The following is a 26,436-nucleotide window of genomic DNA, read 5'->3' as shown; positions in this document are numbered from 1 at the left end:
AATAGTGTAAAAAAATAGTCCAGAAAAACTGGGCTATTTTTTATATAGATCACCTTGATAAACATCAAGTTCTTTCATTTTTTTATCAATATCATTTAAAATAGTTACCTTTTTAATGGACCATAAAGGAGCAATTAAATCATCGATTTTACCATCACCAGTCAATCTTTCGATAACGATTTCAGGTTTAATGTAACGAAGTTGTTCTACTACGATATCAATATATTCTTGACGAGAGAGCATGTTAAATTCATGATTTTCATACATTTGTTGAAGTTTTGTGTTTTTAACAACGAATAACATATGTATTTTAAGTGCTTGAATATCTAATTGACCTAAGGTTTTAGCTGTTTCAATCATCATTTCTTTTGTTTCAAAAGGAAGACCATTGATGATATGGACACATACTTCAAGGTTATATTTTCTACATAATGCTAAACCATCCAAGAATTCTTGAAAAGTATGGCCACGATTAATAAGTTTACTTGTTTGTTCATGGATTGTTTGTAAACCTAGTTCAATATAGACATCTTTTTGTTTATTGATGGTACTTAAATATTGAACGATTTCTTCATTTAAACAATCAGGTCTTGTAGCAAGGGCAATTCCCTTAACATCTTCTTTGTTTAAAAAAGGGGCAATCATTTTTTTTATTTTATCTAATGGACCATAGGTATTTGTATTGGCTTGAAAATAAGCAATATAAGCACATTCAGGCCATTTTCTTTTCATGACTTGAGAGATTGTTTGAAATTGTTTTTCTAAATGATCATGAACATTTCCAGCATAATCTCCAGATCCTGATGAACTACAGAAAATACAACCACCATAGCCTCTTGTTCCATCACGATTAGGACAGGTAAAATCAGCATTTAGTGCAACTTTAGCGACTTTTTGATGGTATTTGTTTTTTAAATAATAGTTATAAGTATGATAACGTTTGTTATCTAAAGAGTATTTAAATTGATTCATTTTATCACCGAAGCAATTATAACATAAGGAGTAAGAAAATGGGATTAGAGTTAAAGAATGTCACAAAAAAATTTAAAACAATTGAAGGAGAAAGAGTTATTTTTGAAAATTTGAATATTCATTTTCCTGATTATGGTTTGATTGCTATTACAGGAGAAAGTGGATGTGGAAAATCAACACTTTTACAATTAATAGCAGGATTGGATCAAGACTATGAGGGAAAGATTCTTTTTAATCAAGTAAAAATAGAAGATATTAAAGATTATCGACAACTTGTTATTAGTTTTGTTTATCAAAATTATCAGTTAATTGATTATTTGAGTGTTAAAGATAACTGTTTATTTTATTGTCACTTAAAAGGAATAAAGGTTGTAGAAAAACAGTTACAAGAATTATTAGAAATCTTTGAATTAAATGAACTAGTAAATCAAAAGGTAAAGAATTTATCAGGTGGGCAAAAACAACGCGTGGCCCTTATTCGTGCTTTATTATGTTCAAGTCCTATTATTTTATGTGATGAACCGACAGGAGCTTTAGATGAAATAAATCGTCAAAAAGTTTATCGTTTTTTTAAAAAAGCGAGTCAAAGACGCCTTATTCTTATTGTTTCTCATGATCAAAAAATTTCAAAATATACACCTTATCATTTGAATTTTGAATGTTTAAAACATCATTATGATTGGAACCATCAATTATATTCACGTTATGAAATAAGAAAAACAAAATGTGGATCATTGTTTAAAGAAATGATCCAAATGATTTTAAAAGATAAAAAGAAATGGATGATGATGTTTGTTTCACAAATTTATATGGTACTAGCAATGACGCTCATTATTACTGGTTTAGAAGGATTTAATGGTTATTATCAAAAACAATATAATCAAGCAATAAATAATAATTTAGTTATGATTCAAAAGAAAAATCAAGAACCCTTTAAAGAAAAAGAAATAACAAAACTGAAAGGAAAATATCAATATCATTTAGATATAGGAAAGATTGAAGGTCTTAAAAACTTTCAATCTTTTTCAATTAACAAAAAAACAAAGCAAAATGAAGTTTATGTCAATCATGCTTTAATTACCAAAATAAAACAAAATAAACTTATTTATAAACTTAATCATCATCAATATACATTAAAAATCAAAGGAGTAATTCAAGATGATTATCAAGAACCTGTTCTTTATTATCATTCATTATCCAATGCAATAGCCCTTCAATGCATTGATGTTTCAACGTGTATTGTCTATGTTAAAAATCATAAATATATGAAAGATTATTTAACGCATTTGTCAGTTCAATATCAAGGTATAGCACCTATTTATGAAGAATATGAAAGTTATTTTAAAGTTATTGATCTTTTTAAAAAGGTTAGTCTTGTTTTTATTTTTTTAAGTTTTATGATTGCAATCGTTTTAATGGGATATATGGTTTTATCGATGTTTTATGAAAATCAAAAAATATTTGCCATCATGCTTGCTAATGGTTATCAAAATCATCATTTAGCATTTTTTATTTTAAAAAAAATAAGCTTAATGATGATTTCAATTGGAATAGTTTCTTGTTTGGTTGCTAGTGGAGTTTTAAAAATCATTTCATTTTTTGATATTTCTAAAAAGATCTGGGGCATAAGTCATTTGTTTGTTTTACCAAGAGAGTTTCACTGGCCATTTACGTTATATCTCTTTTATCTTTTGGGATATATCATGCAAGGAATTTTATTAAGTCTATTTATAGTTTTAAAGATGAAAAAAATAAAAATGTATGAGTGTTTAAGGGAGGAATAGGATGTTAGAAATTAAGAATGTAACGAAGTCTTTTGATCGACCTTTATTCAAGGAGATGTCTATGACATTTCAAGAAACAGGGATGTATGTCATTGTTGGTAAAAGCGGTAGTGGTAAATCGACACTTTTAAATATTTTAGGAGGTTTGGATAATGAGTATCAAGGTGTGATTGAAATTGATGGGCAAGATATTCGACAAATACCACATTATATTAGAAAATACATTGGTTTTATTTTTCAACAGTTTTATTTAATAGAAGAAATGAATGTTAAAGAAAATGTAAATCTCATTTCGTATTTTAAAAGAATAATGATTTCTAAAAAAGAATATTATTTAGAACGTTTAAAAATAAAAGACTTACAACGTTATAAAACAGCAATTTTATCTGGAGGTCAAAAACAACGAGTTGCTATTTATCGAGGATTTATTGCTAAGCATCCCATTATTTTATGTGATGAACCAACAGGTGCTTTAGATGCAAAAAATAGTGAAGAAATTTTTAAAATATTAAAACAACTGTCTAAAGAAAAATTAGTGATTGTTATTAGTCATGATGAAATACTTGCTAAAAAATACCATGATTATCTCTATAAAATAGAAGATTATCAATTAAAATTAATTCATCAAAATCCAATAACTCAAAGAAAAAAACAAGAAGAAAAAACAAGTAAAAGATCTTTTTTACAATTTATATTGAAAGAATTGAAAATGACGTGGAAGAGTTCTTTTATTGTTGTACAAGTTTTATTTTTAGCACTTTTAAGTATTTTATTGACCCTCTCATTGACTCAATCAACACAAAAACAAATTCATCGGCAATTAGAACAAATTATTCCTTCAACAACCATTATGTTAAAAAAGAAAAATAATCAAATGATCAAGATGGATGATTTGAAACAAATTCAACATCCAGCAATTCAATACCGTTTTTTACAAAATGATCAGGTGGATTTTTTAGGAATCTCTTTTTCTAAAAAATATCAAACGAAAAAAACACTTTATATTTCTGATTATATTCAGCAACCACAAAAGAAAATTCAAGGAAGAAAGATAAAAAATGCTCAAGAAATCATTTTATCTAAATCTACTTATGAACAACTTTTATATTTATCGCATCAGAAGAATTTAATAAATAAAGATGTATATTTGTTTTTTGAATATCAAAATAGAATTTGTTTTTATAAAGTTAAAATTGTAGGGATTGAAAATAAAAAGACTTTAATGGAGACCGTTTATTTTAATGAATATGCAATGAGTCAAATGTTAAAAGAACTTTATCAAATAGAAGTAGGGCAAACTGCTTTTTTGCAAGTAAAAGATAAAAATATTTTAAAAGATTTAAAAAATAAATATCCTTTATATCAATTTAAACTTGCAAATAGTTCATTATCTTCAAGCATCGATGAAAAATTTCAACAAATTGAATGGATCCTTTATTGTTTTAGTTCTTTATCAGTTGTAACAGCCTGCTTTTTATTAGGTGTTGTTTTATATTTGATGGTCATTAAAAGAAAAAAATATTTTGCTATTTTACAAACATTGGGGGCTTCATTATGGCAGATGATAACTCTTGTTTTGTGTCAAGGTCTAGGTATTTCCTGCACAGCATTTATAGAAGCAATGATTGTTTTAAAAGAGTTATTTATTTTTGCTAATCAGTTGATTCAAAAAAGTATTTCAGATTTGATGGATGAATTTTTTGTTATACAAAATAATGTGCTTTTAGGTATTTTTATAGGAGTACTTATTTTAACATTATTATGTTGTTTGATCCCAATTAAAAAAGTAAAACAGATAGAAATTATAGAAGCTTTAAAGAGCTAGGAAGTTTTTTATTGCATAAAGTATGTGATGTGGTATAATAGAAAAGCAAAATCAATGAATAGGAGTACTAGCAAATCCCCTATATTTAGAGAGTCAGTGGTTGGTGAAAACTGATTATAGTATTTGTGAACTCGCCTAGGAGATGTATTTTTGAATAAAGTAAAAAATATCGTAGAACTGCGTTAAAGTTTTGAGGTGCTAGAATTTTATTCTAGAACTAAGGTGGTATCGCGTTAAAATTGGCGTCCTTAGATAAGGACGCTTTTTTATATTTAAGGAGGAAAAATTATGCCGTTCGATCACACAAAAATAGAGCCAAAATGGCAAAAATATTGGGACGAAAACAAAACATTTAAAACAGATTGTTATGATGATTCAAAACCTAAATATTATTGTATGGATATGTTCCCATATCCATCTGGAAATGGTTTACATGTAGGACATCCTGAAGGATATACTGCAACAGATATCGTATCAAGAATGAAAAGAATGCAAGGATATAATGTATTACATCCAATGGGATTTGATTCATTTGGATTACCTGCTGAACAATTTGCGATTCAAACAGGTCATCATCCTGCTGAATTTACTAAAAAGAATATTGATGTTTTTAGAAAACAAATTAAATCATTAGGATTTTCTTATGATTGGGATCGTGAAATTGCAACAAGTGATCCAGAGTATTATAAATGGACACAATGGATCTTTACAAAATTATATGATCAAGGATTAGCTTATATTGATGAAATTCCAGTTAACTGGTGTCCAGAATTAAAAGCTGTTCTTGCTAATGAAGAAGTTATTGATGGTAAAAGTGAACGTGGTGGATATCCTGTTATCCGTAAACCAATGCGTCAATGGGTTTTAAAAATTACTGAATATGCTGAAAGATTACTAGCTGATTTAGATGACTTAGATTGGCCAGAAGCAACAAAACAAATGCAACGCAATTGGATTGGAAAATCTATTGGTGCAAATGTTGATTTTAAAATTGATGGAACAAATAAAGTGTTTACTGTTTTTACAACACGTTGTGATACATTATTTGGAGCAACATACTGTGTTATGGCACCAGAACATCCATATGTTGAAGAAATTACAACAGATGCTCAAAAAGCAGATGTTGAAGCTTATAAAGAAAGCTGTGCAAGTAAATCTGACTTAGAAAGAACAGAACTTAATAAAGATAAAACAGGTGTCTTTACTGGAGCTTATGCTATCAATCCTGTAAATGGTAAAAAAATTCCAATTTGGATTTCTGATTATGTACTTGCAAGTTATGGTACAGGAGCTATCATGGCTGTTCCAGCACATGATGATCGTGACTATGAATTTGCTAAAAAATTTGGTATTGAAATCATTCCAGTATTAGAAGGTGGAAATATCGAAGAAGAAGCTTATACAGAAGATGGTGTTCATATCAATTCTGAATGGTTAAATGGCCTTGGAAAACAAGAAGCTATTGATAAAATGGTAGATTGGTTACAAGAACATCATTGTGGACAAAAGAAAGTATCTTATAAATTAAGAGATTGGTTATTTTCAAGACAACGTTATTGGGGTGAACCAATTCCTATCGTTCATATGGAAGATGGTACAATGCGTACAGTTCCTGTAGAAGAACTTCCACTAGAATTACCAGCAACTAAAAATTTCCAACCTCATGATAGTGGTGAATCACCACTTGCTAACTGTGAAGATTGGTTAGAAGTAGAAATCGATGGACAAAAAGGGCGTCGTGAAACAAATACAATGCCTCAATGGGCTGGATCATGTTGGTATTATATTCGTTATATTGATCCACATAATAGTGAACAAATTTGTGATCCAAAATTATTAGATAAATGGTTACCAGTTGATTTATATGTAGGTGGAGCAGAGCATGCGGTATTACACTTATTATATTCTCGTTTTTGGCATAAAGTTCTTTATGATTGTGGTGTTGTTAAATGTAAAGAACCATGGCAACGTTTAGTACACCAAGGTATGATTTTAGGAGATAACAACGAAAAAATGTCTAAATCAAGAGGTAACGTTGTTAACCCTGATGATATCGTTGCTAGTCATGGTGCAGATTCACTTCGTTTATACGAAATGTTCATGGGACCACTTGAAGCATCACTTCCTTGGTCAACAAATGGATTAGATGGTTCTCGTAAATGGTTAGACCGTGTTTATCGTTTAATGATTGAAACTGGTAAATTATCTGATGAAAATGATCATAGTTTAGATCGTGTATATCATCAAACAGTTAAAAAAGTTACTGATGATTTTGAAAAATTAGGTTTCAATACAGCTATTTCACAAATGATGATTTTCATTAATGAATGTTATAAAGCTGAACATGTTTATAAAGAATATGCTGAAAACTTTATTAAAATGCTTTCATGTATTGCACCTCATATCTGTGAAGAAATGTGGCAACAATTAGGACACAATGATTCAATTGCTTATGAACCATGGCCAACATATGATGAAAAAATGTTAGTTAGTGATACTGTTCAAATGGGTATCCAAGTTAATGGTAAATTAAGAGCTAAAATTGAAGTTGCTAAAGATGCAGATGATGAAGCTGTTAAAGAATTAGCATTCCAACAAGAAAACGTTAAAGCACATACTGATGGTAAAAATATCGTTAAAGTAATTGTGGTTAAAAATAAAATTGTAAACATTGTCGTTAAATAAAATATTACAAATGTTTAAGTAGAGATACGTCTCAAAAGCCTTGTAAAATCAAGCTTTTTGAAAAAAGTGTCTCTACTTTTTTATTTGCACATATTTCTATTTTTAGGGACGATTGGTACAAAATTGGTACAGTAAAGGGGTCATTTTGTACCAATTGGTATTACGACATTTGTGCAACATTGTTGTGAATCCATTTTGTAGGTTTGCAACCTATATAAAAAACGCCTCTGACTGCTTGGTTTTTTAAGCAGTTTTCTTTATGTAAAAAAAGGAGGTAATTATGGATAACGATAAAAGTATTAAAACATTAACAAGGTCAAAATTAAGACCGTTTCGATATCATCCTTATAAGGTAAAGGAAGATGAAGACATGGCAAATTTGGTGAACAGTATTAAAGAAGAGGGTGTCATTAGTCCAATCATTGTAAGAAAGGTTGGAAAGGATCTAGAAAAAATTAATGAAAAATATATTTATCAGAATACATGTTTTGAAAATAAACTCATCAAATATACAATGCTTTGAAAAAAGAAAGAACTGTTTTTAAGAAACTGTAAGATTGAAGCAACAAGTCTGTCAAGTTTAGATATTAAAGAAAGAATAGTCTTTCATAACTGTATATTTGACAATGTTAAAATTTCCAAATGTAATTTTAAAAATGTAGTCTTTTATAACTGCAGGTTTAATAATTCAATAATTGTAAATTCAATACTGGCAAACAGTTATTTTATTAACTGTAAAGGAATTGAGACAGTTGATTTTATGGAAAATAATATGCAGGGTGTCTCAGTAATTGGTAGCAAAGTTAATTTAAATGAGCTGGTAGAAAAACAAAACAGATTTGAAGATATTTTAATTCAAGAAGAAATGCTTGAAGTTCAACATGGCAATGTTGCCGTGTTGGAAGAAAAAAAGGAAGATGATCAGGAAATGAAAGAAGAAAATGAAAGACAAATTATAAAAAATGAAATCTATAGCAGTCAGGAATTGTCACAAGATTTTTTAAATAATAAGCTTTTTTATAAATGCCATTTTGTAGATTGTTCTGTAAGTGATAATGTAAAATTGAATGCTACAACAGACTTTAAAGAGTGTACTTTTTTAAACAATGATCTTCATTTTGATGATGTTGACAAAACATCGTTTGATGACTGTATCTTTGAAAAAGTTTCTCTTAAAGGAAATTTTATACATGTATCCTTTGCTGGATCAAAGTTTAGCAATCTATCTTTTATTAGAGATTCTACGTTTGTTGCCTGTTTGTTTGATCATACAAACGCTGCTGAATATTTTGATAATAATTTGATAAAGCTAAGCAATATTGAACTTGTTAAAAAATCAAATGATAACGCTGAAATAATGAAAAAAGTAAATGAACTTTATGAGATATTAAAATCAGAAGATAAGGTATTGCAGCAGGAACTGATTGCAAAAACAAAAGTTGATGAGGAAGATGTTCTTGACTATATTTTACATTTGGATGATATGGAATACCTAAAATTGATTGCAAAAACGAGTAATCGAGTAGTTGAAGAAAAGATGGTTTAGATGTCAAAAAAATTAGATGAATTATTTGAAACATATGCCTATGATGCAAGACAGAAGACACAGCTTCGTTTGGCTGATGAAAAAGGACTTGATATTTCTAAAATGAAAGATCCAAGATTCAACTGGGAACAGATGCGAGAAATTTCATTAGCAATGGAATATGGACTGAATCCTGATACTTTATGTGATCCTGAAATCAATGCTGAATCTATGGAGAAGATTCGATATAGTCTGATGGATCAGCAAAGTGTTTTTGAAGATGCAAAAGAAGAAGTTAAAAAGAAACGTACTAAAAGAATTTCTTTAATCATTTTCACAATAGTATGTTCTTCTATTACATGTATTGTTTATTTAATGAACAAAGACACAGTTGATAAGTACATTGAACCAGTACCGTTAGAATTAACAACAGATAGAGTAACTGTTGAATATGGCGAAGATATTCATTTCATGGATTATGTAAAGTATTATGATAAATCTCAGCAATTAACAATACCTTTGAATCAAAAGCTAAATAAGATAAAGGATTATAAATTTGTTTATTCTGTTACGAATGGTGTTAAAACAAAAGAAAAAACATTGATAGTTAGCGTTGTTGATACAGCAAAACCAATAATTGAATTGACATAAAGTGAAATTACTCTTGATAGTGGGGAACAGTTTACACCAAAAGATTATATTAAAAAAGTAGAGGATAATTATAATCAGTTATCAGCTGATAATGTTGTAATTAAAAATACTGTTGATACAAATAAAGATGGTGATTATGAAGTCGAATATCAATTAAAAGATCAACACGGCAATGTTGCCATATCTACTTTAATAGTTCACATTAGAACAGTACCTCAAACCGAAGATAATACTGCTGTTAGAAATAAAGAAGATTCAACGGTTAAAAAGAATCAGGAACAGAGGGATAAATCAAACAAAGTAGAAACACCTAAGACAATAAATGTTGAACCGAAGATATTTTATATAAAAGATTACAACTATGATTTATCAGCCTGTAATCAAGCGGCAAGCAATTATATGAATCAAGTATTGAATAGTAGCAATATTAATATAAATGGTTATATAGAACCGTATCAGGAAAATGGTGGAATTGTTGGATATACTGTCTTATTTAAGTAAAATTTTAATGATTTTTTGATTATTTAATCTTAATAGTATGCCTTATCTTTCATAATATGTAATTGGTATATTTAAATTAAAAATGTATGAAAAAATGCATGATAGTACTCATTTGATTAAACATATTTTATAAAAAATGTTATTATATTTATATAATTTATTTTTTAATTATCTTATCACAAATCATAAATTATATTGATTAAATCAACAGAAAAGTATTGTTATGACAAATTAATAGTAGTATTATATAGGTAAGGAAATAGCATTTAATTAATTGAAAAAAGTAATATAGTTTTTATGATATTACATTTAAATGATATCTTATCTGAATAACACTAAAGAAACTGCTAGAAAAATTGATTTAGAAGAACTAAAAGAATTATCTGTAGTTGGTGGGGATGATAATGGTGGAAATGTTTCCCCATATTCAATAAAGACTAGCTTAATTACTCTTACAGTTATTACGATTTCAATTACAAGTACATTCTCAGTTGGTGAAGCTTGCAGTTGGCCATGATAAGTTAGACATGTAATAAACAATAAAACATGTGATTTGATTTTTTATAAATAGAAGGGAGACTTCTATGTGGCATATATCTTTTATGGGTAATAAAAAAAATCAAGAATTCAAAAATGACGTTTTACCCAAAAATTCAAAAAAAATAACAAATAATTCTTTTTGGATCAATGGGAAATTTTTTTCTTTTATTCTAATAGCAACTATAATTTCATTTACATTTTATAATTTTTTTACCCAACCAATTAAAAACCATTCTATAATAGAACTAATATTATGCATTATAATAGGTATTATATTTTTGATTCCTATATTTTTAGTACACGAAATATTGCATGCAATTTGGTTTCCAAAAAAAGCAAAAAAAGAGTTATGGTATGAAATTAATAGAAATTCACTATTTTTATTTTCTTTTCAAATATATTCGAATTGCCCATTAAAAAGAAATAGATTTTTATTAATGCTTCTATTTCCAAATATCATATTAGCATTAATACCATTATTTCTTTGGTATTGTGGTATCGTATTTATTTCACCATTTATATCAAGAATTATAGGTAGTCTTTTAACGATATTATTTACTTGTGGAGCATCTGATTATTCATTATTTTTTGATACTGTTTTATGCACAAAAAAAGAAGATAATATAATAATTTTTAAAAATGAATTTTATTCAAGTAATACTACTTGAATAAAATTCCATATCTAGTAACTTTCTTGCAATACGATTTTTATTATCTTCTTATTTATTGTATTGAGGCTGTAACGGGTAAATAACTCATTATAGTTTCATAAACAGTAAAAGGCGGACCGAAGTCCGCCTTTTATGGTACATTAATTCTACCATGAAAACATACCAACAAGATTATACGGCATATCAGACATATGCGCTACTAGATTTTAATATTTATTTTGAAAAAGATGTAACTGCTGATGATATTTCAAGAACTGTGATTGAAGTTACGGAAAGGATAGATATAAACAAGTTTGTTGCCTTCACTCATAGAAATTCTCACGGGTATGATGGTCTCATGATGCTCAGACTGCTTCTGCTTGCTTTTGCGGATAATGGTTATGCATCTACAAGAAAGCTTGCAGAACTATGCAGAACTGACATCAGATATATGTTCATCGCACAGAATCAGAAGCCTTCTCATCAGGCATTTCAGAGATTCATCCATGATGATCTCATTATGTCTGTTGAAGAAATTTTCTATGAAATGAACAGAATCATGGATGATGAGCTTCCTATCGATACAGATGTATTATGCATTGACGGTACTAAGTATGAAGCCAATGCCAACAAGAACACATTCATATGGAGAAAAAATACTGTCAGACATAGGGAAATTTGAAACAGTATGGAATTAAAGAACTAAAAGAATTAAGAAATGTATTTAATGAAGAAATGGAAAGTAAAATAAAAAGCAGACTGATCTATATGCGAAATCTTAAAGAATTAAATGAAAGACTTCAGGAAAGTGAAAAGCTTGGCGAAGTAGTCAAACGAAGAGGAAATCAATATATAAAAGAAGACTGGAATGGATTTATAATTCAAGGATTGGTTGAAGAGTTATAAATGGAGTTTCTTGTAATATCACTAAAAGAACTTGTATTTAAAAGTTTTGCTTCACCGTCCATTGCTCGCATCGATACTTGATGGTATGTCCAATTTTCAACGTGCAAGAAACAGAATCCTATATTCTCAAAACAAATATGAAACTTACACAATGAATGAACATACAGACAGAATAAAACGTATAGGAAATCCTAGAGGAGCCTACAAAAAATAAAATAAAAATAGAAAACAAATAAAAAGAGGAAAACCAGGATCAGACATCATCCTAATTTTCCTCTTAAAAAAGCACAGAATATTTTAGAGGGAATACTGATTCCACATCAATATCACCCCCTAATAATTTAGAGCGAATTTCGCTAAAGCACTCGATTATTTAGAGCGTCAAAAAAACTTCATTTTTTTAAAATATAAATCTTATTATCTTCTTGATAAAAAAGTTCGTTATTTCTCATTTTTAACAATATAACAATAAAAAAATATATATCACTTGCCGACATTGCTAAGCTTGAAAAGCCAAAAAAAATAAGAAAAGTCATTAGAATCAATTTTTTTATAATGAATGATAAAAAAATAGGAATAATTGCCAAGACAAGCGTCGGAGATATTAACATTATTAGAGTTCTACACTTACTCATCTTCGCATCACTTTCAACAGATATTATCGGTTGTAAGTTCTTCATTTTGAATATTATTTTTTTTCTACTTTTTTTCGGATATGATAGCAAATGTATATATTCATGTACAATACTAAAAGGGAAAACAGAAATAAGCACGGCTCCAAATGCAGAAAAAAACAAGCCTATATCATTAATATAAAATCTTTTAATCTTTAAAAAAAATACCAATAGTAGCAATGTACATAACACAATGATCAACATACTAATATTTTCTGTTTTTTTGTTTATTTTAAGTATTTTAAAATTTCTATTATCATAAAACTTTTCTACCATACACATAAATCCTTTCTATTCATCTATACGAACTTGGAGTAGCGATTCGAATAGACGCGGGAATACGTCCAATTAACTAGCACTGCTCTGGACTAGTAGTAAAATATGAAATAGACACTAATGATACTAAAACAGTCGTAATGATAACGTTAGAAATAGAACATCTGGGTTCTGGATTTCCATCATTACCACCAACAATTGATAATTCATTCAATTCTTCAACGCTAACTTTTGTCTTTGTATTCTATTCCATGGTTTTTTCCTTGGTTTCATCATGAACCTATTCCCTAGTACTATTATACAATTCTATGAGTATTTAATCTATCTAAAGACATAAATTATGTCGTAATTTTGCAAATTTGTAAACGTTCATCTTTTTTGTTCCGATTATATGTGTAAAATGTATCTTTTTTGCAAAATTTCCCTAAAAAAGCAAAAGAAGGCAAATTGGAAGAAACCAATCATTGTGTATGCTGTTTACAAGGATGTTTTGGAGAAGCGATGAAGGGCAACTTCACTTGTTTAGTAAATCCTAGATGTACAAGAGAATTTGAACATGATTTATCAAAAGCTGATAATACAAAAAATATTATGATTATTGGTGCTGATCCAGGTGGATTGCTGGCAGCTCGTATTGCAGCTCAAAGAGGTCATAATGTAACGGTTTATGATAAAGATACACATTTTGGTGGAGTATTTAGAAGTGCTGCTTATCCAATGGGGAAAGGAGAACTTTCTACTGTAATTTCTGCTTATAGAAAACAATGTGAAGTATTAGGTGTCACATTTAAAATGGGTCAAGAAGTATCTGAAGATACAATTAAAGAAGCTAGACCAGATACGATTGTTGTAGCAACTGGTTCAGTACCATTAACGCCACCAATTGAAGGAATCAATTCAGAAAACGTTGTAACTGCTTAAGATGTTCTTTATGGTAAAATAGATGTCAACCAAGAACCAGTTGTTGTTTGTGGTGGTGGAGAAGTAGGTGGAGAAACTGCTGAATTCATTGCACAAACAAATCATGATGTCACTATTTTAGAAATGAAACCAGCTATTATAACTGATATTGAAACTGATTGCAAAAACAAGCAGTCGTGTAGTTGAAGAAAAGATGGTTTAGATGTCAAAAACATTAGATAAATTATTTGAAACATATGCATACGATTCAAGACAAAAGGCACAGCTCCGTTTAGCTGATGAAAAAGGACTTGATATTTCTAAAATGAAAGATCCTAAGTTTAATTGGGAGCAGATGCGAGAAATCTCATAAGCAATGGAATATGGCTTAACCCCAGATACTTTATGTGATCCTGAAATTAGTGCAGAATCTATGGAGAAGATTCGATACAGCCTAATGGATCAGCAGAGTGTTTTTGAAGATGCAAAAGAGGAGATAAAAAAGAAACGTACTCAAAGAATCTCTTTAACTATTTTTATAATGGTATTTGCTTTTATTGTAAGTGTCGTTTATTTAATGAACAAAGATACAATTGATAAATACATTGAACCTGTTCCTCTAGAATTAACAACTGATAGAGTAACTGTTGAATACGGTGAAGATATTCATTTTATGGACTACGTAAAGTATTATGATAAATCTCAGCAATTGACAATACCATTGAATGAAAAATTGAAAAAAGTAAAAGATTATAAATTTGTTTATTCAGTTACGAATGGTATTAAAACAAAAGAAAAAGCACTTATAGTTAGTGTTGTTGATAATATAAAACCAACAATTGAATTGATACAAAGTGAAATTACTCTTAATAATGGAGAACAGTTTAATCCAAAAGATTATATTAAAAAAGTAGAGGATAATTATGATCAGTTATCAGCTGATAATGTTGTAATAAATAATTCTGTTGATTCTAATAAAGATGGTGATTATGAAGTTGAATATCAGTTAGAAGATCAACAAGGCAATGTTGCCATATCTACTTTAATAGTTCACATTAGAACAGTATCTCAAAACGAAGATAATACTGCTGTTGGAAATAAAGAAGATTCAGCAGTTATAAAGAATCAGGAACAGAATAATAAATCAAACAAAGTAGAAACACCTAAAGCAATAAATGTTGAACCTAAGATATTTTATATAAGAGATTACAACTATGATTTATCTTCTTGCAGTCAAGCAGCAAACAACTACATGAATCAAGTTTTGAGTAGTAGCAATATTAATTTAAGTTGCTATATAGAGCCGTATCAAGAAAATGGCGGAGTCGTTGGATATAAGGTTGTTTTTGATTGAAATATAAAAGATTAAAAAATAAGAACTAGCTAGAAATAGTGTATATATAGTATAATCTTTCCTGGTGATAAGTATGAATAAAAAAGATGTTATTTTAAAAAATGCATTGGAAATATTTAATGAAAATGGATATGTAGGTACATCAATAAATGATGTTGCAAAAAAATCAGGTATAGCTAAATCCACAATTTTTCATTATTTTGAAAATAAAGAAGATCTTTTTAATCAGGTATTTGTAAAAAGTAAAATAGCTTTTTCAAAAACAAACAATCCTTTTTTGTTTGGGGCAAGTAATGATGAATTAATAGAATTATTAGAATTTCAACGTAATCATATTGAAGAATTAAAATTTTTTAATCAATTTGAATATTCTAAGTATATATCAGATGATTCAAAAAAATTAGCACAAGAAATACACGAAGATACGATTAACTATATAAAAAATGAACAAAAAAATAATAGAATGGTTGATTTAGATCCTATATTCATTTGTATGTTTATAACAAATACTTTTGTTAGCAATTATAATCGGATTTTTATTAATGGGAAAATAGATCTTGACTATGCTCTAAAGATAAAAAGATTCATCGAAAAAGCACTTGTGATATAATTCACTTGAATAAACCGACCGTTCGGTCTATAATAAGTTTAGGAGGAATTTATTATGGAAATTAAAGAATTATTTGGTTTTGAAGGAAAGAATGTAGTTATTACTGGTGCGGCAAGTGGTATGGGAAAAGCTGCTTGTGAATTGCTGATTGAATTAGGCGCTAATGTTTATGCTGCTGATTTAAATCCTATTGATTTACCTGTCAAAAAAGCATTTCAAGCTAATTTAGGAGAAAAAGAAGAAATCGAAAAATTAGTTGATCAATTGCCAAATGACATTGTTGCTTTTTATTCATGTCAAGGTATTTCTCATTTTCCTGGTAGAGAATATTTAGTTTCAAAAGTTAATTTCTTAGGGCAAAAGTATATGACGGAATTACTTTTACCAAAAATTTCTGATTATGGAAGTATTACTTATATTTCATCTGTTGGTGGTTTTGGATGGGAAAGAAACTATCAAAACTGTTTAGATTTAATTAATCAAAAAACATGGGATGAATCAATGGAATGGTATAAAAACCATGAAGAGTTATTTATTGCGAAAGATAATAATGCTTTAGATTATACTTTTGCAAAACAATGTTTATTATCATATGTTAATGCAAAATGTATGGATAAACAATTTATTGGAAGATACATTAGAATTAATGCAATATGTCCTGGTGATACTACAACAGGATTGACAGATGATTTTAATAAATCAACTGGTAACGGTAATGCTGAAGCAGGTGCAAAAGCTATTGAACAAATTTTCTTATCAAGTTGGAATGGTTTTGCTGCTGAACCTAAGGATCAAGGCTATCCTTTAGTTGCATTGGGGAGTAAACTTTGTTCATACATATCTGGACAAAAACTTTATATCGATTATGGTTTAACATCATCCTGGACACATATGGGATTATGTGGTACATCAATGGGTTCAGCTCAAGAAGCGTCACAAAAAACAACAGAAAATAAATAATTTTGAGAGATTGTTTTAAAAATATAGTAGGATAATAAAGAAAAATCTAGCAAATAAATAGAAAAAGAATAATGAGACAGTACAACTGAAGCATTGTTCTTTTTTTTGTTAGACTTATATATGGAAAAATTCTATAGCAAAATAATTTAAAACATGAGAACTGTCTTTACAAGAAGATTTGGGTATGAAAATTACTATAAATTGAAGCATTAAAAAAGTATTAGAAAATTAGTAAAAATGATGCACGAAATTTAAGAGTTTTATCAGTATAGTGAAGGGATTGAAATAACCCTAGAGAGAACCTTGAAAATTGAATAAAGGAAATATCAATACATACCTGATTATTAAATCGAAAATAATGATACTCACGATTAGCCTTAATTCGAGCGTTAAAAGCGTCGCAAATATAGAAATCGTACAGGATAAAACAAATTGAAACCTGTTTATTATTAAACAAGTGCTCTGATAAAAAAGGTTATACAGAGATTGATATTTATAATTTGTATAGTTGAATATTTCAAATAATTCGTTCAACATTTTTTGAAATATCGCAATTTTGTACATTACTAATTTCTTGAATTTTTTCTTATGATTTAAGCGAAGGAGGAAATTAATATGGATAACAATAAAGATGAAAAAATACTACTAACATTAAAGGAAGCAGCAAATTATTTTGGTATTGGAATTAATACATTAAGGAGACTTACTAATAAACATACCAATTTATGTATTTTTAATGGAAATAGAAGAATGATCAAAAGACCAACCATGGAAAAGTGGTTACTTAATCATAATGTTTTTGATTGTTAGGTGAAATGTTATGGGAAAAGATTTAAGGAATAAAGAATTAGGACTAGGCATAAGTCAAAGAAAAGATGGAGTATATGTAGCTCGTTTTACTAATAGAGAAGGAAAACGTATCTTTTTTTGCGACACAAACTTAAGTTTATTAAGAAGAAAGTTTGAAAAGGCTAAAGTTGAAGATTATGAAAACAGAAGTGTTGCTTGTGGATCTTATACCTTAAAAGAATGGTACAACTTTTGGATAAAAAATTTTAAAATACCGAATGAAGTTACACCTCAATATATAGAACATTTGGATGCGACATTTAATAAATATATTCTATTAAAAGATAGGGGGAATATTGATTTACGTGATCTAAGAAATATTGATATTCAATTAATGGTTAATGAAGCAAAAGAAAATTCAGTTAGTGCATCTAGAAATTTATTATCGATATTAAAACAAATGTTGGAGTTGGCTTATGAAAATGATTTAATTGTAAAAAATCCAGTCAAAAGTGTACACATAAAAAAGCCTAAAAGGAAAAGTACTGAATCAATGTCTAGAAAGGATGAAAAAATGCTTTTAAAGCATATAAGTTCTCAACAAGTCAGGGATATGGTTTTAATGATGTTAAATACTGGACTTAGAATTAGTGAATTATTAGGTTTATCTTTTGATGAGGTAAATCTAGAAGAAAGGTATATTGAAATTAGTCATCAATTATCTTACAAAAGGAATGAAGAACGTGAATATACTTTTACACAAACTAAAAATAAAAAGAAAAGGATAATTCCAATTAATGATGTAACATTTGAAATATTAAATAGAGTTATAAAAAAAAGAGAAAAACAATTAGGAAAAACATATAGAGGTAAGAGTGCCATAAGTGATCAATTAGTATTTGTTACAGTTTATGGTGATGCATATTGCCGATCTGGATTTAATAGTACTCTTAATTATTCAATAAATAAAACTTTAAAATCAGGGTATGAGTTTGAATGTCCAAGATTATCTCCACACATATTCAGACATACTTTTGCAACAAGATGTTTGGAGGCAGGTATGTCACCAAATACAGTAAGCTCATTGTTAGGACATGGAACAATTAGAATGACACTTTCTTATGTACACAATAGTCCAGAAAAATTCAAAGAAGATACGTCTTTATTGAATAGAATTTAACTGTTTTTGCTGGCATTGAGTTGGTATTGAGAAAATTTAATCTTAAAAAACATTGGTTTTATGGGTGTTTTTTTGATGATTCACCACATTCTTGTAAACATTGTCGTTAAATAAAATATTACAAATGTTTAAGTAGAGATACGTCTCAAAAACCTTGAAAATCAAGTTTTTTGAAAAAGTGTCTCTACTTTTTTGTGAATATATGTATTTTTTTTGGTGACAAATAAAATCTTTATAAGAATGTCATGAAATAATGATTAAAGCTTGGAAATTGTTAAATTTTTATTGATTAAACTAACGATAGGTAGCAATATAACTAACATAAGGAAGTGAATGGATATGGAGAGGAAAGAAGAAATTATTCAGGCGACATTTATGTTAGCGTCTAAAAATGGAATAGACAATGTTTCAATGTCACAAATAGCGACACAATTAGGGATAAAGAAACCATCATTGTATAATCATTTCCGTTCGAAGGATGAAATTGCAAAGGCAATGTATGATTATTTAAGAACACAAGCAAAAGAAAAACTAAAAATAACGGATCTTGATTATGGAAAACTTGTCAAAGATAAAAGTCTAGAAGAAGTTTTAAAATTAGCGGTTCATAATTATTGTAAGATGAGTACACAAAGTGAAATGTTTTCATTTTATAAAATCATTTATTCAACACGTGCTACAAATTGTATGGCTGCCCAAATTATGTGTGAGGAAACAGAAAAAATGCTTTTAGAAACAAAAAATCTTTTTTATGCATTACAAGTTCATCAAAAAATATTTGTAAAAGACATTGATCAGGCAGCTATCTCTTTTACAATGACAATACATTCTTTGATTGATTATCAATTAGATAGGAAAAGTTGCAGGAACTGGACTAGGAATGTCTATTGTCAAAAAGCTTGTAGATGTAATGAATGGAAGTATTGAGGTTGAAACAGAACTAGGTAAGGGAACGAAATTTACCCTGATTTTACAACATAAGGTTGCTGATAATAATTTATTTTTGACAAAGACAGATATGTCTTTAGTTGATGAACAACAAATTTTACAAGGGAAACACGTTTTATTGGCTGAAGATAATGATTTGAATGCAGAAATAGCGATAATGATTTTAGAAGATATGGGATTAATAGTTGAACGTGTTGAAGATGGGATTCAATGTGTGGCTAAAATGGAACAAATGCCTGCTAAAAACTATGATTTGATTTTAATGGATGTTCAAATGCCTCATATGGATGGTTATAAAGCAACGGAAACAATCAGAGAATTATCTGATGAAGGAAAGGCTCATATTCCAATTGTTGCTTTAACTGCTAATGCTTTTGAAGAAGATAGAAAAATGGCAATTTCAAAAGGAATGAATGATCATATTGCTAAACTAATTGATGTAAAAAAGGTTGAGGAAGTTATTATTTCTGTTTTAAAATAATATTTTCAATAAAAAGAAAAAGGGTGTTATTTATCTAAAATCACATATTCTTCTCTTTTTTAGATATATTCATTGAATTTTTCTGCTTCTTTTTTTAAAATAAAACCATATCGAGGAGAAAAACATGCAAAATAGTAAAATAACAATGAAAGAACTTTTATATAAAATGGCTTGTTATCAAGAACTATATCCAAATGTACATCTTTTTGAAAAAACAGATTTAAATCAAATGAACTCTAATTTTTTAAGCAATACAATAGAAGCATTTCGTTTAAAAAAAGATTGTACAAAATTAGAATATTGCAAAGATAAACTTTATCATGTCATTTCTAAATACTATGTTGTAGATCAAAAAGAATATGTAATGGAAATTATTTGTTGTTTAGACGAACAACTAGAGCTATCGCGACAAGATAATAGCAGTCTTATTTTAAAGTATTTGGGTAAACACGATGATTTTTATTTAGATGTATTAACAGGTGCTTATAATAGACGTTTTTATGAAGAAAAAATAAAACATCAAACAACTCCTGCAGGAATTGTTATGCTCGATGTGGATGATTTTAAGATTTATAATGATACATTTAGTCATGATTTCGGAGATAGGGTTCTTAAAATGATTGTTGAACATATTAAGAATTCACTTAGAAATCAAGACAAACTTATTCGCTATGGTGGAGATGAATTCATTATTTATTTGCCAAATATTGAAAAAGAAGATCTTTATTTAATTATGCAAAATATTTTAAAAAATATTCATCATGCAACAATCAAAGGGTATGAAAGTGTTCAATTTTCTATGAGTGCAGGGATTACAATGTATCAAACAGGGACAATTGAAGAAGCAGTTTCTTTGGCAGATCATTTATTATACCATGCTAAAAGAAAAAAGAATTGTATATTTACAGAATTAGATCATCAGTATTATTCTGATAGAAATGATACTAAACAAACAATTCTTATTGTTGATGATTCTGAGTTAAATCGTGCAATTCTTTATGAAGTATTAAAAGATGATTTTTATTTATTGGAAGCTACAAATGGGCAAGAATGTATTGACTATATTAAACAATATGGTTCGGGAATTTCTTTGATTTTATTAGATATTATTATGCCTGAAATTGATGGCTTTGATGTTTTACAATGGATGGAACAAGAAAAATGGTTAGATGATATACCTGTTATTTTAATTTCAAGTGAAGATTCAGCAAATATCATTAATAAAGGTTTTGTGATGGGAGCATCTGATTACATTAAAAGACCTTTTGATTATCGAATTGTTTATCGACGTGTTTATAATATAATTAAACTCTACGCTAAACAAAAAAGATTAATGGATTTATTAAAAAAACAAGTAGAAAAGAACTAAACGTTATTAATGATTTTATCGTATTGAATTTGGAAAATATATTTGATTTTTATCATAATGTTTTTATGGACTGGATAAACATCACAGTGGTCAAGCTTTGAGGTTTATCCTTTTTTCTGTAAATTATTTTGATTTTAAGAAGATGATATAACATTTGTGAAAATAATAGAATAGTTAAAAAAGTTGATAACCAACAGAAAAAGCCAAAAGTTGATTTCCTGAGTTATTTGTAGCTCAAGAAATCCTCAAGTTTTTCAATTAATTGAATTATAGCGATGCTATAATTTTTTTTATTAAAATCTTTGTTTAAATATGGTAAAATATTTTAAAGGAAGTTGGTGACGATATGAAAAGAAAAGCAATTTATAAACTTTCTTTTAAAGAATATTTAAAAGCAATAATGATTTTTATTGTTTTTATAATGATTTGTTCTATTTCGTTTTTCTTTTATATAAAAAAAGATATAGAAAATGAATCTGTTAATAAAGTGGTTGTTAAGACAGAAAAACAAACTGAAAGTTTAAAACAGTATATAGATATTCAATATCGATATCTTGAAGGTATTGGTAATCATATAAGTCAGCAAGATTTATTTTGCGAAGATAATATAAATTTAATTCATTCCATTAAAGAATATACAAAATTAGAAAATGTTGGAATTATTGATAAAAATGGAGAAAGTCATTATGATAATGGTGCCGTAAAGAATGTAAGTCATCGTGAATATTTTCAAGAAGCACTAAAGGGAAATAGAGTCTTAAGTGCTCCACTTGAAAGTGTTATTGCAGGGAAGACACGTGTTATTATAGCGGTACCTATTTATGATCAACAAAAAGAAATTGTAGGAGTTATAGGTGGTAGCTATGATATCGGGGATCTAAATAAAATTGTTTTTAGAGGTATTTATGATGGAAAAGGATCGGCCTTTCTTGTTTCTAAAGAAGGGCAGTTGATTACTTATGATAATGCTGTTAAAAATAAAGATTTTTTAGCTTCTGAAAGTATTTATAGTTATTTTGCTGAATACAATGTTTTATCTCCGGATGATCTTCAAAGTTTAAAACAAAAATTTATTAAACAAGAAAAAGGTTATATGACTTTAAATCATAATAATAAAACATCTTATATGGCTTATTATCCATTAAAAATCAATGATTGGATCATGTGTTATAACATTGATGTAGATGTAGCACAGGAATCTTATACATTTATCATTTATGCTGAATATTTACTTTTTGCTTTATTTGTTTTTGCGTTAGTGATTTTGTTATTTACAATTTATAAAGTAAACAATAAACATCAAAAAAGATTATTAGAATTTACACGTATCGATGCATTAACAGGTATAAAAAATAAGGAAACATTGCAAAATGAAATTAGTACATATTTAAAAAATGACTCTTCTCAACAATTAGGGGCACTTTTTATGATCGATGTTGATAATTTTAAAACAGTAAATGATTTAAATGGCCATGTTATTGGTGATGAAGTTTTAAAAAACTTTGGCTCAATTTTAAAAGAGTCTTTTACAATAGAGGATATTGTAGGGCGTGCAGGTGGCGATGAATTTATTGTTTTTGTTAAAGATATTCAAGAGCATGGAAATGCGATAAATAAAGCCCAAGAAATATGTCAAAAGATAAGAAATATTGAAATTGACAATTTTAAAGGAACAATTTCTTGTAGTATTGGGATTGCCTTTTATCCTGAACATGGAACAACATTTAAAGGCTTGTATAATTTAGCTGATCAGGCTTTGTATCAAACAAAGAATCAAGGTAGAAATGGTTATACATGTTATACAAAATAATAAATTATAGATAAAAACTATCAAATTGATAATTTTTATCTATTTTTATTTATATAAATAGAAATGTATACTGTAGAACTAAGGGAGAGAAGAAAATGAAAAAATCTTATGTATATTTATTGACAACATTTATGTTATGGGGAAGTTTATATGTTGTCAGCCAATTTGTTTTAGGAAAGATTCCTACGTTTACAGTAGCAATGTTTCGCTATTTAATTGCTTTTATAGCACTAAGTTTAATCTCGTTAAAAAGTGAAAAAGAAAAAATAGAAAAAAGTGATTATAAATATTTCTTTATTATGGGATTTATTGGTTATTTTATTTCTGTTGATTGTCAACTTTTAGGAACTAAGATTGCCGGTGGATCAATGGCTTCACTTATTAATTCATTAAATCCAGTGATTATTAGTGTGATGGCAATGATTATTTTAAATGAAAAATTAGAAATGAATAAAATTGTTGGTATTGTATTATCGTTGGCTGGGGTTTATATGATTATAGGTACAGGAGCTAATATTCAGTTTTTAGGAGTTCTTATTTCTTTTATTGCAGTTATTGGTTGGGCTTTTATGTCTGTTATTTCAAGAAAGATTTCTAATAAATATAGTGCATTAACACTTACAAAAGTATCCATGTTGATTGCAACAATTTGTAATATCCCCGTGTCATTTTTAGAAGTACAAATGACACATCCTCTTATTCAAGTAGATTTAGGTGCTGTTTTAGGACTTGTTTATATGGGAGTTGTTTGTACGGCATTTACGAATATTTTATGGAATAAAAGTTTATCATTATTGCCTGCTAATACTTGTAGTGCTTTTTATCCAATTCAAACATTAACTTCTTCATTTTTAGGAGTTGTTGTTTTTCATGAGGTTTTGACAACTTCATTTGTATTGGGATCAGCTTTTATTATCGTTGGTGTTTTAATTAGCTTATTATTTAAAAAACGTACTCGAAAAGAAAAAGAAGTCCTAGTATAATCATATTAGGTGATACACATGAATTTATATCAATTACGTTATTTTACAACATTAGCACAAGAAGAACATTATACAAAGGCAGCTTTAAAATTACATATTACTCAACCGAGTTTAACGCATGCCATTCATTTATTGGAAGATGAACTAGATGTTGCGTTGTTTGAAAAAAAGGGAAGAAATGTTGTTCTAACAAAGTATGGAAAACTTTTTTTAAAAGAAATCGAGCCAATTCTTAATCGTTTAGATGATTCTATAGAAAATATTAAACAAATTTCAAAAGGAAAAGAAACTTTAAATATTGGTTTTGTAAGAAGACTAGGGATGAGCTATATTCCCCAACTGATTTCTTCTTTTCAAAATGAAAATGTGACCTTTCAATGCCATAGTGGTTTTTCTTATGATCTTATTCATGATTTAAAGAAAAATGATTTAGATATTGTTTTTTGTTCCTATGTAGATGATCAAGATATATTTTTTAAACCTGTTATAACACAAGAGTTTTATGTAATCGTCAGTCTTAATCATCCACTTGCTAAAAATGATGAAATTGATTTAAAACAAATAGAAGATCTACCTTTTATTACTTTTACTAAAAATAGTGGAATTCGTCCAATGATCGATCATCTTTTAGAAAAGGCAAAAATACATCCTCATATATCAATGGAATTAGAGGAAGATGAAGTCGTTGGTGGTTTTGTAGGTCATGATTTAGGGGTAGCGATTGTTCCTGATATGGCAGTTTATGATTTGTTGCCAATCAAAAAAATAAAAATTAAAGATATAGATGAAAAACAAACATTTTATATGGCTTATTTAAAGAATACGCAAAAATCAAAAGCATTTCTTGAATTTATTGAGCATGTAAATTGTGATGTATTGTAGAAAAACAAGTCTTTTTTCTAAAATGGAAAGAGATTTTTTTTAATTGATTAAAAATGATACACTATCATTTGTAGTAGAGAAAGTCGTATGGAATATAAACTAATAGCTTTTGATATAGATGGAACATTATTAAATTCTAATAAACAAATTTCAAAGAAAACCCAAGAAGCAATTGCTAGAGCAGTTGCGCATAATAAAATTGTGATTTTAAATACAGGAAGAAACCCTGCAGAGCTTGAAGAATTTTATGATATTTTACCAGGTGTTCGTTATTTAAATTGTATCTCAGGCGCACTTGTTTATGATTTAAAAGAAAAGAAAGCCTTATATCAAAAAAGTTTTGATGAAGATATTTTGAAAAATATTTATTAAAAGAGTAACGGAAGTTACTTTTTTTATGCTAGGATAAAAACAAAGGAAGTGGTTAAGATGTTTAAAAAACAAAATAACATGACGGTCATGGATTTTACAGGAATTTATGAAAATGAAAAGTTTTATAAACATAAAAATATTAGATGGCTTGATTTACATGAATTACAAGGTGTTTATGGTTATTGTAGTCAAGAAGCAAGAAGAACAATAGAAGCTAAAATAAGTAATCTATCTCCTGAAGGTATACATTTTATAGATTCTGGTAATTTTCACTATGTTAGTGAGTTTTGGATAGAAAAAATGAAACATGATTTTATTTTAGTTGTTTTTGATCATCATAGTGATATGATGCAACCGATGTTTGATGATATTTTAAGCTGTGGATCTTGGATTTTAAATAGTTTAGAAAATAATAAATATTTAAAAAAAGTGATTTTAATAGGTATTGATGAAAAACAGGTTTCATTGATTAAACGTCAAGATAAGGTTCTCTATTTAACAGATGATGATTTAGAAAATAGAGAAGTGTGGAAAAAAGTTGATGATTTATTACGTCAATATCCTTTATATATTTCAATTGATAAAGATGTTTTGAGTCAAAATGTTATTCAAACAGATTGGGATCAAGGTTCTATGCAACTCATGGAATTTAAAATATTACTCGCTTATTTATTTAAAAACAGTCAAACAATTGGAATTGATATTTGTGGAGAATGTGCTAATGAAGTAGGACAATTAAATGAAATTAAAGAAGATGATGCTTTTAATGAAAAAATACTTTCCTTTTTAAAAAAAGAAGAGGATTAAGT

Annotated in this window: 27 protein-coding genes, 1 pseudogene and 1 other annotated feature; of the genes and pseudogenes, 26 read left to right on the top strand and 2 right to left on the bottom strand. The window is 28.0% G+C overall.

Annotated elements, in window-relative coordinates:
* Window positions 1–33: 33 nt before the first annotated feature.
* Window positions 34–972, bottom strand: a complete 939-nt coding sequence (locus LJD32_RS06895) for a TIGR01212 family radical SAM protein (RefSeq protein WP_227392020.1) — start codon at window positions 970–972, stop codon at window positions 34–36.
* A 38-nt stretch (window positions 973–1,010) separates the two neighbouring features.
* Between LJD32_RS06895 and LJD32_RS06890 the strand changes: the two genes are divergently transcribed.
* The 11 genes from LJD32_RS06890 to LJD32_RS06835 all read left to right on the top strand — a co-directional run bounded on the left by LJD32_RS06890 (window position 1,011) and on the right by LJD32_RS06835 (window position 12,039).
* Window positions 1,011–2,756: an ATP-binding cassette domain-containing protein gene (locus LJD32_RS06890; protein WP_227392019.1), complete on the top strand. Its 1,746-nt coding sequence runs from the start codon at window positions 1,011–1,013 to the stop codon at window positions 2,754–2,756.
* A gap of 1 nt (window position 2,757) precedes the next feature.
* Window positions 2,758–4,581 carry an ATP-binding cassette domain-containing protein gene (locus LJD32_RS06885; protein WP_227392018.1) on the top strand — a complete coding sequence of 608 codons (1,824 nt, stop codon included), beginning with the start codon at window positions 2,758–2,760 and terminating at the stop codon, window positions 4,579–4,581.
* 45 nt (window positions 4,582–4,626) lie between these two features.
* Window positions 4,627–4,834, top strand: a binding site (T-box leader).
* 35 nt (window positions 4,835–4,869) lie between these two features.
* The gene (gene leuS, locus LJD32_RS06880) at window positions 4,870–7,266 is read left to right on the top strand and encodes a leucine--tRNA ligase (RefSeq protein WP_032091412.1); all 2,397 of its coding nucleotides are present in this window, start codon (window positions 4,870–4,872) and stop codon (window positions 7,264–7,266) included.
* 280 nt (window positions 7,267–7,546) lie between these two features.
* Window positions 7,547–7,789, top strand: coding sequence for a ParB N-terminal domain-containing protein (locus LJD32_RS06875; protein WP_175300693.1), 243 nt, complete (start codon window positions 7,547–7,549; stop codon window positions 7,787–7,789).
* A gap of 237 nt (window positions 7,790–8,026) precedes the next feature.
* Entirely contained in the window at window positions 8,027–8,812 is a 786-nt protein-coding gene (locus LJD32_RS06865) for a pentapeptide repeat-containing protein (protein ID WP_227392017.1), read from the top strand.
* On the top strand, window positions 8,813–9,442 hold the full coding sequence (locus LJD32_RS06860) for a hypothetical protein (protein ID WP_227392016.1): 630 nt from the start codon (window positions 8,813–8,815) through the stop codon (window positions 9,440–9,442).
* A gap of 6 nt (window positions 9,443–9,448) precedes the next feature.
* Window positions 9,449–9,943: an immunoglobulin-like domain-containing protein gene (locus tag LJD32_RS15620; protein ID WP_227403810.1), complete on the top strand. Its 495-nt coding sequence runs from the start codon at window positions 9,449–9,451 to the stop codon at window positions 9,941–9,943.
* 313 nt (window positions 9,944–10,256) lie between these two features.
* A complete protein-coding gene (locus LJD32_RS06850; RefSeq protein WP_175300694.1) occupies window positions 10,257–10,460 on the top strand; it encodes a hypothetical protein in 204 nt (67 codons plus the stop codon).
* 67 nt (window positions 10,461–10,527) lie between these two features.
* Entirely contained in the window at window positions 10,528–11,151 is a 624-nt protein-coding gene (locus LJD32_RS06845) for a DUF3267 domain-containing protein (RefSeq protein ID WP_227392015.1), read from the top strand.
* A 154-nt stretch (window positions 11,152–11,305) separates the two neighbouring features.
* Window positions 11,306–11,815, top strand: a complete 510-nt coding sequence (locus tag LJD32_RS06840) for a transposase (protein ID WP_227392014.1) — start codon at window positions 11,306–11,308, stop codon at window positions 11,813–11,815.
* Window positions 11,812–12,039, top strand: a complete 228-nt coding sequence (locus LJD32_RS06835) for a hypothetical protein (protein WP_009300536.1) — start codon at window positions 11,812–11,814, stop codon at window positions 12,037–12,039. The genes LJD32_RS06840 and LJD32_RS06835 overlap by 4 nt, the downstream gene beginning before the upstream one ends.
* A 392-nt stretch (window positions 12,040–12,431) precedes the next feature.
* Here the strand turns inward: LJD32_RS06835 and LJD32_RS06830 are convergent, their stop codons facing one another.
* A complete protein-coding gene (locus LJD32_RS06830) occupies window positions 12,432–12,989 on the bottom strand; it encodes a DUF3267 domain-containing protein (protein WP_117813566.1) in 558 nt (185 codons plus the stop codon).
* A gap of 501 nt (window positions 12,990–13,490) precedes the next feature.
* On the opposite strand from LJD32_RS06830, the pseudogene LJD32_RS06825 reads away from it, so the two are divergent.
* The 15 genes and pseudogenes from LJD32_RS06825 (at window position 13,491) to LJD32_RS06750 (ending at window position 26,434) form a co-directional block, all read left to right on the top strand.
* Window positions 13,491–14,096, top strand: a pseudogene (locus LJD32_RS06825) (FAD-dependent oxidoreductase).
* 16 nt (window positions 14,097–14,112) lie between these two features.
* Entirely contained in the window at window positions 14,113–14,262 is a 150-nt protein-coding gene (locus LJD32_RS06815) for a hypothetical protein (protein ID WP_227392013.1), read from the top strand.
* A 3-nt stretch (window positions 14,263–14,265) separates the two neighbouring features.
* On the top strand, window positions 14,266–15,243 hold the full coding sequence (locus LJD32_RS06810) for an immunoglobulin-like domain-containing protein (protein WP_227392012.1): 978 nt from the start codon (window positions 14,266–14,268) through the stop codon (window positions 15,241–15,243).
* Window positions 15,244–15,316: 73 nt separating this feature from the next.
* Window positions 15,317–15,853: a TetR/AcrR family transcriptional regulator gene (locus tag LJD32_RS06805; protein ID WP_227392011.1), complete on the top strand. Its 537-nt coding sequence runs from the start codon at window positions 15,317–15,319 to the stop codon at window positions 15,851–15,853.
* Window positions 15,854–15,907: 54 nt separating this feature from the next.
* Entirely contained in the window at window positions 15,908–16,813 is a 906-nt protein-coding gene (locus LJD32_RS06800) for an SDR family oxidoreductase (RefSeq protein WP_147579973.1), read from the top strand.
* Between the two features lie 615 nt (window positions 16,814–17,428).
* The gene (locus LJD32_RS06795) at window positions 17,429–17,623 is read left to right on the top strand and encodes an excisionase (RefSeq protein WP_009300576.1); all 195 of its coding nucleotides are present in this window, start codon (window positions 17,429–17,431) and stop codon (window positions 17,621–17,623) included.
* Window positions 17,624–17,633: 10 nt separating this feature from the next.
* Complete coding sequence (locus tag LJD32_RS06790) at window positions 17,634–18,782, top strand: tyrosine-type recombinase/integrase (protein WP_227392010.1); 1,149 nt, start codon at window positions 17,634–17,636, stop codon at window positions 18,780–18,782.
* A gap of 339 nt (window positions 18,783–19,121) precedes the next feature.
* Window positions 19,122–19,709: a TetR/AcrR family transcriptional regulator gene (locus tag LJD32_RS06785; protein WP_227392009.1), complete on the top strand. Its 588-nt coding sequence runs from the start codon at window positions 19,122–19,124 to the stop codon at window positions 19,707–19,709.
* On the top strand, window positions 19,693–20,211 hold the full coding sequence (locus LJD32_RS06780) for a response regulator (RefSeq protein WP_264472080.1): 519 nt from the start codon (window positions 19,693–19,695) through the stop codon (window positions 20,209–20,211). Before LJD32_RS06785 ends, LJD32_RS06780 begins: the two co-directional genes overlap by 17 nt.
* A gap of 124 nt (window positions 20,212–20,335) precedes the next feature.
* Window positions 20,336–21,580, top strand: a complete 1,245-nt coding sequence (locus LJD32_RS06775; RefSeq protein WP_227392008.1) for a diguanylate cyclase — start codon at window positions 20,336–20,338, stop codon at window positions 21,578–21,580.
* Between the two features lie 346 nt (window positions 21,581–21,926).
* A complete protein-coding gene (locus LJD32_RS06770) occupies window positions 21,927–23,390 on the top strand; it encodes a diguanylate cyclase domain-containing protein (protein ID WP_227392007.1) in 1,464 nt (487 codons plus the stop codon).
* Between the two features lie 95 nt (window positions 23,391–23,485).
* The gene (locus LJD32_RS06765) at window positions 23,486–24,373 is read left to right on the top strand and encodes a DMT family transporter (RefSeq protein ID WP_147579982.1); all 888 of its coding nucleotides are present in this window, start codon (window positions 23,486–23,488) and stop codon (window positions 24,371–24,373) included.
* Window positions 24,374–24,391: 18 nt separating this feature from the next.
* Window positions 24,392–25,255, top strand: a complete 864-nt coding sequence (locus LJD32_RS06760) for a LysR family transcriptional regulator (RefSeq protein ID WP_147579983.1) — start codon at window positions 24,392–24,394, stop codon at window positions 25,253–25,255.
* A gap of 87 nt (window positions 25,256–25,342) precedes the next feature.
* The gene (locus tag LJD32_RS06755; RefSeq protein WP_227392006.1) at window positions 25,343–25,627 is read left to right on the top strand and encodes an HAD family hydrolase; all 285 of its coding nucleotides are present in this window, start codon (window positions 25,343–25,345) and stop codon (window positions 25,625–25,627) included.
* A gap of 57 nt (window positions 25,628–25,684) precedes the next feature.
* Complete coding sequence (locus LJD32_RS06750) at window positions 25,685–26,434, top strand: arginase family protein (RefSeq protein ID WP_227392005.1); 750 nt, start codon at window positions 25,685–25,687, stop codon at window positions 26,432–26,434.
* Window positions 26,435–26,436 lie beyond the last annotated feature (2 nt).

Origin of the sequence: Faecalibacillus sp. TM498 (assembly GCF_020589955.1) — a bacterium.
Classification (GTDB): Bacteria; Bacillota_I; Bacilli_A; order Erysipelotrichales; family Coprobacillaceae; genus Faecalibacillus; species Faecalibacillus intestinalis.
Note: the sequence above shows the minus strand (reverse complement) of the source record. Positions and strands in the feature narration are given on the sequence as shown.